We start from the raw sequence: 12,935 nt of genomic DNA, 5'->3' as shown, positions 1-12,935 counted from the left end.
GCCAGACACCATGAACACCTATGTCGCAAGCAACGTGGGCACGGCCCCGGGCACGTCACGCCGGGATGCCGGCTACGAATGGAAGGCGGTCGCGCTGCTGTGCCTGGGCTTCGGCCTGGTCGGCATCGACCGCTTCATGATCCTGCCGCTGTTCCCGGTCATCGCGAAGGACCTGAACCTCGACTACCAGGACCTTGGTCAGGTCACGGGCGTGCTGGCCATCGCGTGGGGCGTGGCGGCGCTGTTCATGGGCAACCTGTCGGACCGCTTCGGCCATCGCAAGGTGATCATTCCCGCGATCATCGTATTCTCGCTGCTGGCCGGCTTCAGCGGTCTCGCCACCGGCGTGATGAGCCTGATGTTCATCCGCGCGCTGATCGGCTTCGCGGAGGGCGCCTACACGCCATCGAGCATCGTTGCCACGCTCGATGCATCGAAGCCTTCGCGGCAAGGCATGAACATCGGCATCCAGCAGGCCGCGCTGCCATTGTTCGGGCTGGGCATTGCGCCCATCCTCGTGACGCAACTGCTCAAGGTGGTCGAGTGGCACTGGATCTTCGCGATGGTGTCGATCCCTGGCCTGCTGATCGCGTACCTCCTGCATCGCACGCTGCGCGACACGCCGGCCGCCGTCGCCGCAACGCACACGACCACGCACGACGCTTCGCCGCACAAATGGTCCGACGTGTTCAGGTATCGCAACATCACGCTCAACATGATCGGCATGCTGTGCTGGCTGACGAACCTGGTCGTGCTCAGCGCGCTGCTGCCGAGCTACCTGATCGACTACCTGCACCTGTCGCTGGAGCAGATGGGCCTGGTGCTCTCGGCCATCGGCTTCGGCGGCACGACGGGCACGCTCGTCATGCCGGCCCTGTCGGACCGCATCGGCCGCAAGCCGGTGATGATCGTCTCGGTCATCGGCGCCGCCATCGGGCTGTACTTCCTCATGCACACCGGCGCCGAACCCTGGCGCCTGTTCACCTGGCTGTTCGTCACGCTGTTCTTCATCTTCAGCATGATCTGCCTGACGGTCGGCCCGCTGAGCGCCGAGTCCGTGCCAGCGAAGTTGATGTCGACGGCGTCGGGCATCGTGGTCGGCACCGGCGAGATCTTCGGCGGCGGCATCGCACCGGTGATCGCGGGCTATGTGGCCCAGCACTTTGGCATCCAGTACATCATGCACCTCGCGGCCATCGCGCTGGTGATCGGACTGCTCGTGGCGCTCTCGCTCAAGGAGACGGCGCCGGGCAAGCAGCGCTGAATCAGCGAGCATTCCAGTTCGCACCCCTCGTTCGTCGAGCCGCCGCGGTGGCCACCGCCTGCGCTGCCGGGGCCGCCGGGGCCGCACGGGCTCGACGAAGCGCAATGTCCGGCGGGGCGGCGTGGGCTTGCCCGGCGCGGCTTGTGGCCTTGGTTGCCCCCCGGCCTCAGCACTCGACGACGTTCACCGCCAAGCCGCCCAGCGAGGTTTCCTTGTAGATGGACTTCATGTCCTCGCCGGTCTGCTTCATGGTGCGGATCACCGTGTCGAGCGAGACGTAGTGGCTTCCGTCGCCACGCAAGGCCATGCGCGCGGCGTTGATCGCCTTGACCGCCCCCATGGCATTGCGTTCGACGCACGGGATCTGGACCAGGCCACCGACCGGGTCGCAGGTGAGGCCCAGGTTGTGTTCCATGCCGATCTCGGCCGCGTTCTCGACCTGCTGCGGCGTGCCGCCCTGTGCGGCCACCAATGCACCGGCGGCCATCGAACAGGCCACGCCCACTTCGCCCTGGCAACCGACCTCGGCGCCCGAAATCGACGCGTTGGTCTTGTAGAGCATGCCGATCGCCGCAGCCGTGAGCAGGAAGTCGATCACGCCCTGCTCGTTCGCCCCAGGCACGAAGCGCATGTAGTAGTGCAACACCGCCGGCACGACGCCGGCTGCGCCGTTGGTGGGCGCCGTCACCACACGCCCGCCGACGGCGTTCTCCTCGTTGACCGCCATCGCGAAGGCGTTCACCCAGTCCATCGCGGCCAGCGGGTCGGCACTGGCGGCGCCACCACGCGACAGGCTGCGGAACAGCTCGGGCGCACGCCGGCGCATGCGCAGCACGCCCGGCAGTGCCTCGGCGGCCTGCGCGTTGCCAATGCCGAAGCCGCGCTGCACGCAGTCCTGCATCACCTGCCAGATGCGCAGCAGGCCGGATCGGACCTCGGACTCAGGTCGCCACGCAAGCTCGTTGGCCAGCACCAGTTGCGCAATCGAGCGGCCCTGCGCCACGGCATGGGCCATGAGTTCGTCGCCGGTGCGAAAGGGAAAGGGCAGCGCCACCGCATGTGCCGCAGCCGGCGCCGCCGCACCGCCTTCGACCACGAAGCCACCGCCGACGGAGAAGTAGCACGACTCGCGTAGCAGCGCTGCGTCGCCATCGAAAGCGGCAAGCCGCATCGCATTCGGATGCTCGGGCAGCGAGCATTCGCCCGAGAAGGCAATGTCATCGCGCGGGTCGAATCCGATGGAATGCCGGCCCAGCAGCGGCAGCACGCGTTCGCGCCGCACCGTGGCCAGGATCGCCGCCACGCCTTCGGGCCGCACCGTGTCCGGTGCCTCGCCGAGCAGGCCCAGCAGCACGCCCAGGTCGGTCGCATGGCCGCGGCCGGTGGCGCCCAGCGAGCCGAAGAGCTCGACCTGCACGCGCGCCACCTTGGCCAGCAACCCGCTCGATTCGAGCGCGCGCGCAAACATCAGCGCCGCGCGCATCGGCCCCACCGTGTGCGAGCTCGAAGGCCCGATGCCGATCTTGAAAATGTCGAAGACGGACAGCATCAGTGCATCACTTCACAGGCAACTGTTGCTGGACCAGCGCCACCCAGTAGGCGGCGCCGAGCGGCAGGATGTTGTCGTTGAAGTCGTAGTACGGGTTGTGCACGTTGGGGTCGTTCTCGCCCTCGCCCGCGCCGATGCCGATGTAGGCGCCGGGGCGCTTCTGCAGCATGAAGGCGAAATCCTCCGACCCCATGGCCGGCGCAATGTCGGTGCGCACCTGCGCCTCGCCCACCAGGCTGGCCGCTGCAGCCACGGCGGCCCCGGTTTCCTTCGGCGTGTTGACCACGCCCGGGTAGCCGCGCATGTACTTCAGCTCGATCTTCGCGCCGTGCGTCCGCGCGACGCCTTCGCAGATCTGGCGCATCAACGCTTCCGTCTGGTCCTGGATGGCGGCGTCGAGCGTGCGCACCGTGCCGCGCAGCACCACGTTCTCGGGGATCACGTTCCAGGTGTCGCCGCCATGGATCTGCGTGACGCTCACCACCGCGGACTGGGTCGCGCCGGTGCGGCGACTGACGATGGTCTGCAATGCATTGACGAGCTGCGCAGCGACCACCACCGAGTCGATGCCTGTCTCGGGCATCGCGCCGTGGCTGCCCTTGCCGGTGACCTGGATCTCGAAGGTGTCCAGGTACGCGGTCATCGTGCCGACCCGAATGCCGAACTGCCCGCGCGGCATGCCGGGGAAGTTGTGCATGCCGTACACGGCGTCGGCCGGGAACTGCTCGAACAGGCCCTCCTCCACCATCACGCGGCCGCCGCCCTCGTTCTCCTCGCCGGGCTGGAAGATGAACTGCACGGTGCCGCGGAAAGGCTTGTGGCGCGCCAAGTGCGCCGCGGCCCCGAGCAGCATGGCGGTGTGGCCGTCGTGGCCGCAGGCGTGCATCTTGCCATCGCACTTCGACGCGTGCGACCGCGTGCCGAGTTCCTGCATGTTCAACGCGTCGAGGTCGGCGCGCAGCGCGATGCTCGGGCCCTCGCCGTTCTTCAGCGTGGCGACCACGCCTGTCACGGCCAGGCCGCGGTGCACCGGCAGGCCCATCAGCATGAGGGCCTGCGCCACCACGTTGGCGGTCCGGTGTTCCTCGAAGGCCGTCTCGGGGTTGGCGTGGATGTCGCGCCGCCAGGCGACCATGCTCTGGCGGATGTCGTCGGCAATCTCGGGTTCGCGGTACATGGTGGGTCCTTGTGTGCTGCAGGGGATCAATGGAACAACTGGGCGATCAGCGTCGCGCCGAGGAAAGTGCCGGCCGTGGCGGTGAGCGACACCAGCACGATGCGCCAGCCGAGTTGGCGGAACAGCGGCAGATCCTTGGCGACCGAGAAGCCGGCCAGCGCCAGCACCGGCGTCGTGAAGGCCATGAAGTTCAGCTTGCCGGTGAGTGCCAGCACGGCGTCGGAAAAGGGAAAGAGGCCCGGCACGCCGACCACCGTCGCGACGACCGACAGCACCAGCACCAGTGGCAGGCGCGGCAGCAAGCGCTTGAACGCCTCGACCACCGCGACCACGAGCAGCACCACGACCACGCCTTCGAACGACGTGAGCAGCGGCACCTTGTACGACAGCAGGTTGGCGATCATCACACCGCCGGTCATCACGACCCAGGCCACTGCCGTATCGCCAATCGACAGGCTGTGCGCCGCCAACGGCTGACCGCCTGCGGCGCCAGTACCTTCGGCCGTCGGCGCGCGGCCATGTTTCGAGACGCGGCCCAGCACCGGCTCCAGCTTGCGGTACAGCCAGTCGCACAGCGGCAGCGAGAGAAAGAGCGTGAAGTAGAAGCCCACGACCGAGGTGAGCAGGTTCGAGGCCGCCGCGATGGCGGTGAGTTGCGGCACCATCTCGGCCGGTTGCTGCGCCGTGACGGCGCCGAGTGCCGCCGCCATCAGGCTGCCCGAGCCCACGCCGGCGCCCATGGCCAGCGCACGCGGATCGAAGATGTGCAGGCTGGCGATGAAGCCGGCGAGCACCGCGATGAACAGCGCGCCCAGCACTGTGCCGGTGATGTACTCGGCCAGCACGCCGCGGCCCTCCGGCGAGGTCATGCCGTACTTCTCGCCGATGATCACCAGGTTGCCTTCGCGGCCCACCGAGAAAGTGGAGCCGACCGCCTCGCGCTTGATGCCCAGCAGCAGCGCCAGCGGCAGCCCCAGGGCGAGCGTGCCGAACGCATGCCCGAACTCCTGGAACACCAGCGCCCAGCAGGCCGGCGTTGAGCAGACCGCCGGCAAAACCTTGCAGGTTGGTGTCGATGCGCGCGACCGCCGGCACGCGCCGCTGCGCAATGCCCCAGGCGGCGGCCAGCAGGAGCGCCCACAGCATGGGCAGCAGCACCACCCTTCCCGGCCCGAGGTTGAATTGAACGGCGCCGATCATTTCGGCCAGCGCCACGACGACAAGCGTGACGATGACGAGCCGGAACTTGCCCGTAGCCGTGGCGGGGAGGGGCGCGGCAGGCATGGCCGCGGACGAAGACATGACATGGTTCATGGGGCGCTTTCTCGCTCCGGGAGCCGGAGGGTGAGGTGTGGAACTCGGGGGTGTCGCACAGCGTCTCGGGCAGCGACGGCGGGAAGTTTCTCAACGCTTTCCCGTTGCATCAATGACCCAACTTTGGGATATTTGTTGCGTGAAATGCAACGCTCGAGAGGCTCGCCCATGCCTAACACAACGGAAGACCGGCTCGACCCGCGCCGGGTGCGCTACTTCATGCAGGTGCTGGAAAGCGGCTCGGTTCGCGGCGCCGCCGAAGTGCTGGACATGGACCCCTCCGCGGTGAGCCGGGCCATCGGCGTGCTCGAGCAGGACTGCGGGATGCGGCTGCTGGAGCGCCGCGGCCGCGGCGTGGTGCCGACCGACGCCGGCCAGCTGCTGGCAAGCTACCTGCGGCGCCAGCACAACCAGATGCAACACCTGCTCGCGCAACTCGAAAGCATCCAGAAGGTGGAACGCGGACACATCGGCATCGTGGCCGGCGAGGGGTTCGTCGACTGGCTCATGCGCCGCAGCCTGCGCAGCTTCATGAAGGCGCATCCCGGCATCACGGTGGACCTGGCAGTGGGCAACACCGACGAGATCGTGCAGCACATCGTGGAGGAGCGCGCCCATATCGGAATCGTCTTTCAACCTCCAAAGGACGACCGGCTGCGCTCGCACCACTCGCACCCGATGCCGATCCTGACGCTGGTGCTCGACTCGCATCCGCTGGCGCAGCTGAAACGGCCACTGACGCTGAGCGACCTGGCGCCCTACCCTGGCGCCATGCTGCACCGCGGCTTCGGCGTGCGCCAGCACATCGAGGCTGCCGAGATCAGCGAAGGGGTGCGCCTGCAGGCGCTGTTCACCACGACGTCTTTCGGCGCCGTCGGCCACTTCGTGGTGGCAGGGCTGGGTTACGCGCTGAGCACACGGATGTCGCTGCCGCCGCTGGCGGACAGCGCGCGCGTGGTGGCGCTGCCGATGAAGAACCCGCTGCTGTCGCAAGGCAGCGTGCAAGTGGTGTCGCGCCACGGTCGATTGCTGTCGCAGGCTTCGTCGACGCTATTGCGGGAGATCGTGTCGGACATCGGGCGGCCCGCACCGTTCAGGGACTAGAGGATCAAACACCCCCGAAGCGCCTGCGGCGCCTCCCCTTCGAGGGGGTTTCACCAGAGCGCGTGACGTCACGCTCGCGAGGATCGACGAATTGGTGGCGACTCGCACTGGCGAAGGGCGAAGCCAGGTACGACGAGTACGAAAAACGGCTGGCCGGCGGACTCGTCATCGCCGTGCCGACCATCACCCTCGAAGGTGATGCCAACGGTGCACCGCATCTGGGCGCCAGTGCCTATGCGAAGAATTTTTCGGGAAAGTATTCGCATCGACCCGTCACGGGCGGTGTGGGCCACAACCTTCCACAGGAAGCCCCGAAGGCCTTTGCGCAGGCTGATCGACGTCAACACCTATTGATCAACGCGAGTGTGGATTCAAGGGCCACGTGATTGCGTGCGAGGCCATCACGGCAATTCCTGCGTTTCCCAGGTCAATATGCCGATGAGTCCCTTGGCACGACCATCCTGAAAATACTCGCATACTGCGATACCCACGAATGGAGGTTGAAGATGGCCCAGCACGCAATCACAGCTGTTCACCACAGCGGCGGCAAGATCGATCTCGTCGCCATTCACACGGTGAAGGATCAGGAGTTCGGCTCGAAAGAACTGTCGCTTGGCGCGGCACGACGCATCAGCGTCGGCGAATGTGCCAATCTTGTTGCTGCCGGCGAGGAAGTTTGCATATTGCGCCGCACCGAGAGCCACAGCTGGGAGATCGTTTGTGACGTCAAGGTCGTGCCGGGTCTGAACGAGATTGTGGGCGTCGATATTGTCGGGCGGCCCAACGATGCCCTGCAGGGACTGCCAGGCTGGGACTAGTGATCGCCGGCAATCGCCGTGCCGGGCCGACGGAAGTCCACTTCACGGGTCGGGCTCCTCGGTCCTTTATTTGCGCTTCGGATGTAGGGCATCTCTCACGCCGAGCGAATCCCGCACGCCGGTCGCGATCCAACTTGGCCGGGACGACCGCTTCGTGATTGAACCGACATTGAACGGCGTTGGAAGCAGTCACTGAAACAGAACGCCTGACGCGCCTCAACTCGAGCGGGTGAGGCTATCGATGGGGCATCGACCGCTCGGGGCCCGATGCGTGGATCAGCCGCGCATGCGCCACCACAAATAAAGCGCTGTGACGGACATGGTGGCAATCGTCACCGGCACGCCGATGCGGGCGTGCCGCCTCCAGTCGATCACGACACCGCGGCGCGCTGCTGCGTCGACGACGATGATGTTGGCGATGCTGCCGACGATGAAAAGGTTGCCGGCAAAGGTGCTCGCCAAGGCCAGCAAGGGACCGGCGAGCGGGTGATGCGCGACGGGCAGGAGCAGCATCACTGCGGGGACATTGGAGACGATATTGGACAGCACGAAGGCTGCCCCGAACAGCGGAGCCGGGTGATCCAGATGAAGGCCCAGCGCCGCCGCGTCGGCCACCAGGCGTGCCGGAACGCCGGTGCGCTGCAGCGCGTCATTGACGACAAAGAGCCCCATGAAGAGCACGAGCAGTTCCCAGTCGACCAAGCCCAACATCCTGCTCGAGTGCAACTGGCGGCTCATCAGTAGCACACCGGCGGCGGCCAGCGCGACGACCTCTCTCGGCCACGGCGCAAACAGAAACGAAAGAAGGATCGCGATCGCCACCGCCAGGCCCTTCGTGGTTTGCCAACGATCCAAGGCTTGAGCCTCGAATTCGGGCCGTGCCTCGGGCGCCGCGCCGCCCGCCAGTTGCCAACGCCCCCGGACGCGAACCACGATCACAGCCCATGTCAGCACCAGTCCGACAAGCACTGGCGTGGCCGCTTCGGCGGCATAGCCGGCAAAGGGCAAATGCAGGGTCTGTCCGATGAGAATGTTCTGTGGATTGCCGATCAGGCTTGCAGCCGAGCCGACGTTGGCGGCGCAGGCGAGACCAAGCAGGAACGGAATCGGAGCTAGGCTTCGGCGCATGCAGGCGTCCACTAGCACTGGGGCGACGGCCAGGCAGACGATGTCGTTGCTGAACACAGCGGACAACAGCGCGACGACCGCGATCAACACGCCTAGCAACGTCGGCGGCGAGACGGGCAGCGCCGATAGAAGGACGGTGATCCAATCGTAGAAGCCGCCGAGGCGCATTTGCGCGGATACGACCATGAAGGCAAACAGCAGCAGCACCGTTGGCAGATCGATGGAGCGTGCAGCCTGCTCGACCGAGACAGCTTCTGTGGCGATCATTGCGATCGCGCCGAGCAGCGCGATGCCGGTGCGATCGAGTTGCAGGAACGGCAGCCCGCCCAGGATCATGCCCAGGTACACCAAGCCGAAAATCACCAGGACGGTCGCGGTCATGAACGCATTGTCGATGAGGTCCCGGCCCCGAACGCAGGGCCATTTCAAGAATGGCGAGAGATCCCGAAATCGACCGAATGACGAGGCAGTTGCACAAGTCGACAGAGATCAAGAACACTGGCTGACTGCCATGGACGACTCCTGGCCATGTTCGTTCATGGCCGATCCGAGTCGAAGGGCGGCGCGCCACGGCTGCGAGTCGATGAACAAGAAGGCGCAGTTGATCGACCTGCCACTTGAACTCCTCCTCGAATGCTGAAGGGTCGCCGATCGCATAGCCGCCATAGGCATAGACCACCGCGTTCGCCGCATAGCCAGCGGCATCGAGCGCCTTGCCGGCCAGTGCGTTCGCGGAGGCATAAGTGGCAGACCTGCCGCGTGACCAGCGCCGTGGATGGAACTGGAACCCTGATGGATGTTGGAGATCTGCGCAACGCAATCTCCTGCGCTGCCTCGGCCAGGCTTGCTGCGTCGAGGGTTCCTGCTACAAAGCCGTTCAATGACGCAAGGCCGGTGCGCGCAACCGCGCGGCGATCCTGTCGGCGACGCGCTCGGCATCCCGAGCGACGCCGTGGATCATCCCCGACGACGCCGAGTACTGGAAGGCAAGGCCCGCGACATACAGTCCTGGCTCGCCGGCGACGACGCCCCGGTGCTGGTCCAGGCGCCCGGAGGCATCGAAGACCGGCAGCTTGATCCAGTCCAGGCCCGCCTGAAAGCCGGTGCACCACACGATGGTGCTCACGTCCAGGCGCCTTCCGTCCTCGAGCACCGGCTGGCCACGCTCGACGCCGGCCACGCGCGACACACGCCTCACGCCGGCCTGATCGAGGTCCTTCGGCCTGAGTCGGATCAAGGGCGTGCCATGGGTGATGAAGTCCGGTCGCGCCTTACGACCGATCGGCGTGTCGACCGACAGCAGCCGGTGGAAGACGACGCGAAACAGGTTCGGCAGCACGATGAAGTAAGCCAGTGCACTGCCATGCTTGAACGGGAGGTGGCCAGGGTGCCGACCCGCCAACCAGACCTGGTGCGTGCGTGCCAGCTCGGAGGCTATCTCCGCGCCTGAATTGCCCGCGCCCACCACCAGCAGGCCGCCGGGGTTCAACTGCGAGGGTCTCCGATAGCGCGATGCATGGATTTGTCGAATCGACGGATCGAGTTCTGCCGCGAAGTCCGGAATCTTGGGCTTCTGGTAACTTGCGGCGGCGACCACCACATGGGCAGCCACATAACGCGTATTGCCGGCAACCACGACGTAGTGCCCATCGACCCGCGTCACCTCGTCCACCTTGGCGCCGCTGCGCACCGGCAACTCGAAGCTGGCCACATAGGCTTCGAGAAAATCAGCCATCTCGTCCTTGGTCGGAAAGTAGCGTGGGGGCGCGGGGAAGCGCATGCCGGCGAGCCCGTCGAAGCGCGCCGGCGAAAACAGGCGCAGCGAATCCCAGCGGTGGCGCCAGCTGTCGCCGACACGCTCATTGCTGTCCAGGATAACGAAGCGCAGGCCCTTGCGGGCCAAGTGGTAGCCGATGGAGAGCCCGGCCTGGCCTGCGCCGATGACGACGGCATCGAAGCGCTGCTCCGGGTTCGCAGACGCCGGTGCATCGGCGTGCGATTTCCCATGCGTTTCGGGAGCGCCGGACGCGCGCAACGCGACCGCGTCCAATTGCCTGAACGAATAGCTCTTGGCGGAAGGAACGGTAGGGGCTATCGCACGCTCCATCAGATTTCGTTGCGTGCGGAACTCACGGCTTCTCGGCCAGCGCGCAGATGAGAGCCGTCACGCCGTCGGCATCCACGTTGCGCCCAGAAGGATCGCGCTTGAACGCCGGACTCGCCAGCGCAGCGAGGTAGCCCTCGACGGACATGTGATTGCTCGCCGAGATCTCGACCACATTGCGATCGGGATCCTGGTAGTAGAAGCTCAGGGACGGACCATGGTCCACCGATCTGAAAGGTTCGATGCCAAGGAACTTGAGGCGCCGGTAGCGCACTGCCATCGCCACCAGCGACGCGTCGCGCAACTGCATGTGGTGCAGGCCCGGCCCGACCGGGTCCGCAAGACCGGCAGCGGGCACATCGAACAACGCGATCACCTGCATGTAGGGATGGTCAAGGAGCAACCTGAAAAAACACAGCCGTGACCGGCTGGCCCATGAGGGTTCCCCGTCTTCGTGCGCCGCCCTGCCCTGCGCCGCCATCGGTGGCACATGCTCGTAATACGGATCGATCCCCAGCACCGCGGCGTACCAGGCGCGCATCGGGTCGTACCGCGAGGTTCTAAGGACGACCTCGGCAATGCGCAACGAAGTGGGGGCTTCAGTCAACATGAAAGGATGCTCCTGGGTTATTCGCGTCTACGGAAGGGTTGACTACGAGAAGCTGCGGTCCACGATAAAGGATGCCGATGGGCGCGAAATCCTTTGACGGGGTCGTAGCAGATGCTTGAACAAACTGGGGCTCACACTCATTTGCGGCATGGCGACGACGCGCAAGGTGTAGCCGTCGGGTGCGCTCGACTTCAACGCCTGCAGCGCAACGATCCCGCCGGCCGAAAAGCGGTTCTCGACAAGCACGGGCTGCCGTAGCTCGCGCGCCAGGCCTTCGCCAATCTGACGGGTCACGACGTCGATCACCGAACCGGGAGCGCTGCCGATGATGAAATGGATGGGCCGGACCGGATAGCCCTGCGCATGAGCCACCGGCATCGCGACAAGCGATGCGAGCAAATCCCAGCGTCGAAGAAGACATCCCGCGTTCATCGCAGACTTCCTTTCGAGAACCTGCCGGCAGCTTAGGTGCTGTCCCCTTGCCGCGCCAGCCATGGCGCGGCACACGAGAAGTGAAAAGAATTCACCTCGTTTTCCTCTCCGCGCAGTACCTTCCGGGTGTCGGCCAACGCTCGCATGGAGAAGCGACATGGAACATCTTCGAAGCATCAGCATCTTTGTGCGGACCGCGGAGTTGGGAAGCTTTGCGGCCGCCTCGACGACGCTTGGCCTGACGCCCTCAGCGGTCAGCAAGTCGATCGCTGCGCTGGAGCGCGGACTCAAGGTCCAGCTGCTCGTGAGGACCACGCAAGGGGCGCGGCTCAGCGACGAAGGCGCGAGGTTCTACCAACGCTGCAAGGCCATCGTCTCGGAGCTCGAAGCGGCCGAGCGCGAGGTCGCCACTGCGCGCGAGACAGCGCGTGGACGCCTGCGCGTGATGCTCCACGTCACGCCGGCGCGATACCGGATCCTGCCCGAGCTGCCCCGCTTCCTGCGAGAGCATCCGGACCTTCAGCTCGAAGTGGTGATCTCGCCAGGCGCAAGAAGCGTCGAAGCCGAAGGCATCGATGTCGGCGTCTTCATCGGCGATCCACCCGATTCAAGGCTGGTTGCCCGTCGCGTCGCCGACCTGAAGTTCGTCACCTGCGCGTCGCGCGCCTACCTTGCGCAGTACGGCACCCCGTCTCATCCTCGCGACCTCGTGCACCACAATTGCATCGAGTACCTGCGCCCCGACGGTCGCACGCGCAAGGAATGGACCTTCGAGCGTGGTGGCGAGACGCACGCGGTCGAAGTGGGCGGCAACCTCTGCATCAACGATGGCCAGGCACTGGTCGACCTGGCAGCGGCAGGCAATGGCATCGCACACGTGATCGCGATGACAGCGGAACGATCGATCGCGGCGGGCGTCTTGGTGCCCGTCCTGCCCGACTGGTCGAGTGACGCGCCGCCCATCTACATGCTCTTCGCGCGTGGCAACAGCCAGACGCTGCGGGTCAGGAAGTTCGTCGAGTTCATCACCGGATTGTTTGTGGACATGCCGCGCGTGGCGGCACCCGCACGGCGTTGGCCGATGTACCAGAGTTGAACGTTGGCGAACTTCGTTCGGATCGCGACGACACGCGGATACCGGGAAGGTCTCCGGAGTGACACCTCGCCTCACCTGCGAACGACCGCGGCCCCGTTGGGCCCGGCGCAACCGGCGCGATACACGCCCTTTGCGCAAGTCACCGTTGCCGGCGCGTGGTAGACCGGCGGCGGCTTTCTGACCGCTACGGCACCGCTGGGACCCACGCAGCCAGCGCGATAGACACCCGCCGCGCACGCGACGGCTCCTGAATCCAGCGGCACCAATGCCAGCAATGAAAACGCGGCGGCGATACCGAGAGAATGAAGATCGACCATTGGATTTCCTTTCCGAAGAGTT

At 65.8% G+C, this 12,935-nt stretch carries 13 protein-coding genes and 2 pseudogenes; 6 read left to right on the top strand and 9 right to left on the bottom strand.

Annotation, left to right across the window (positions count from 1 at the left end; genetic code table 11):
- The first annotated feature begins 10 nt into the window (after positions 1 to 10).
- Positions 11 to 1,264 carry an MFS transporter gene (locus tag WKW80_RS24420; RefSeq protein ID WP_340366157.1) on the top strand — a complete coding sequence of 418 codons (1,254 nt, stop codon included), beginning with the start codon at positions 11 to 13 and terminating at the stop codon, positions 1,262 to 1,264.
- A 166-nt stretch (positions 1,265 to 1,430) separates the two neighbouring features.
- Here WKW80_RS24420 and WKW80_RS24415 read toward each other — a convergent pair whose 3' ends face one another.
- The 4 genes and pseudogenes from WKW80_RS24415 to WKW80_RS37710 form a co-directional block, all read right to left on the bottom strand.
- A complete protein-coding gene (locus WKW80_RS24415) occupies positions 1,431 to 2,816 on the bottom strand; it encodes an L-serine ammonia-lyase (RefSeq protein WP_340366197.1) in 1,386 nt (461 codons plus the stop codon).
- Between the two features lie 4 nt (positions 2,817 to 2,820).
- Positions 2,821 to 3,990 carry a M20 aminoacylase family protein gene (locus WKW80_RS24410; RefSeq protein ID WP_340366196.1) on the bottom strand — a complete coding sequence of 390 codons (1,170 nt, stop codon included), beginning with the start codon at positions 3,988 to 3,990 and terminating at the stop codon, positions 2,821 to 2,823.
- A 26-nt stretch (positions 3,991 to 4,016) separates the two neighbouring features.
- Entirely contained in the window at positions 4,017 to 5,045 is a 1,029-nt protein-coding gene (locus WKW80_RS24405; protein ID WP_340366156.1) for a DUF3100 domain-containing protein, read from the bottom strand.
- Positions 5,046 to 5,136: 91 nt separating this feature from the next.
- A pseudogene (locus WKW80_RS37710) lies at positions 5,137 to 5,190 on the bottom strand (hypothetical protein); the annotation flags it as partial.
- A gap of 282 nt (positions 5,191 to 5,472) precedes the next feature.
- Here WKW80_RS37710 and WKW80_RS24395 point away from each other — a divergent pair.
- From WKW80_RS24395 to WKW80_RS24385, 3 genes and pseudogenes are all read left to right on the top strand, one after another.
- On the top strand, positions 5,473 to 6,408 hold the full coding sequence (locus WKW80_RS24395; RefSeq protein ID WP_340366155.1) for a LysR family transcriptional regulator: 936 nt from the start codon (positions 5,473 to 5,475) through the stop codon (positions 6,406 to 6,408).
- A 95-nt stretch (positions 6,409 to 6,503) separates the two neighbouring features.
- Positions 6,504 to 6,794: pseudogene (locus tag WKW80_RS24390) on the top strand (hypothetical protein); the annotation flags it as partial.
- 120 nt (positions 6,795 to 6,914) lie between these two features.
- Positions 6,915 to 7,226 (top strand): hypothetical protein, encoded by a 312-nt coding sequence (locus tag WKW80_RS24385; RefSeq protein WP_340366154.1) that lies wholly within the window; start codon positions 6,915 to 6,917, stop codon positions 7,224 to 7,226.
- 276 nt (positions 7,227 to 7,502) lie between these two features.
- Here WKW80_RS24385 and WKW80_RS24380 read toward each other — a convergent pair whose 3' ends face one another.
- Complete coding sequence (locus WKW80_RS24380; protein ID WP_340366153.1) at positions 7,503 to 8,735, bottom strand: anion transporter; 1,233 nt, start codon at positions 8,733 to 8,735, stop codon at positions 7,503 to 7,505.
- A gap of 130 nt (positions 8,736 to 8,865) precedes the next feature.
- Here WKW80_RS24380 and WKW80_RS24375 point away from each other — a divergent pair, with 130 nt between their 5' ends.
- The gene (locus WKW80_RS24375; protein ID WP_340366152.1) at positions 8,866 to 8,994 is read left to right on the top strand and encodes a hypothetical protein; all 129 of its coding nucleotides are present in this window, start codon (positions 8,866 to 8,868) and stop codon (positions 8,992 to 8,994) included.
- Positions 8,995 to 9,231: 237 nt separating this feature from the next.
- On the opposite strand, the gene WKW80_RS24370 is transcribed toward WKW80_RS24375, so the two are convergent.
- The 3 genes from WKW80_RS24370 to WKW80_RS24360 are packed head-to-tail and all read right to left on the bottom strand — an operon-like array spanning position 9,232 to position 11,659.
- Complete coding sequence (locus tag WKW80_RS24370) at positions 9,232 to 10,461, bottom strand: flavin-containing monooxygenase (protein WP_340366151.1); 1,230 nt, start codon at positions 10,459 to 10,461, stop codon at positions 9,232 to 9,234.
- 22 nt (positions 10,462 to 10,483) lie between these two features.
- Entirely contained in the window at positions 10,484 to 11,068 is a 585-nt protein-coding gene (locus tag WKW80_RS24365; protein WP_340366150.1) for a VOC family protein, read from the bottom strand.
- 42 nt (positions 11,069 to 11,110) lie between these two features.
- Complete coding sequence (locus WKW80_RS24360) at positions 11,111 to 11,659, bottom strand: Bug family tripartite tricarboxylate transporter substrate binding protein (protein WP_340366149.1); 549 nt, start codon at positions 11,657 to 11,659, stop codon at positions 11,111 to 11,113.
- Here WKW80_RS24360 and WKW80_RS24355 point away from each other — a divergent pair.
- Entirely contained in the window at positions 11,658 to 12,596 is a 939-nt protein-coding gene (locus tag WKW80_RS24355; protein WP_340366148.1) for a LysR family transcriptional regulator, read from the top strand. The two genes, WKW80_RS24360 and WKW80_RS24355, sit on opposite strands and share 2 nt — an antisense overlap.
- 71 nt (positions 12,597 to 12,667) lie before the next feature.
- Here WKW80_RS24355 and WKW80_RS24350 read toward each other — a convergent pair whose 3' ends face one another.
- Positions 12,668 to 12,913: a hypothetical protein gene (locus WKW80_RS24350; protein WP_340366147.1), complete on the bottom strand. Its 246-nt coding sequence runs from the start codon at positions 12,911 to 12,913 to the stop codon at positions 12,668 to 12,670.
- Between the last annotated feature and the right edge of the window lie 22 nt (positions 12,914 to 12,935).

It is taken from the genome of Variovorax humicola (genome assembly GCF_037889915.1).
GTDB lineage: Bacteria > Pseudomonadota > Gammaproteobacteria > Burkholderiales > Burkholderiaceae_C > Variovorax > Variovorax humicola.
Note: the sequence above shows the minus strand (reverse complement) of the source record. Positions and strands in the feature narration are given on the sequence as shown.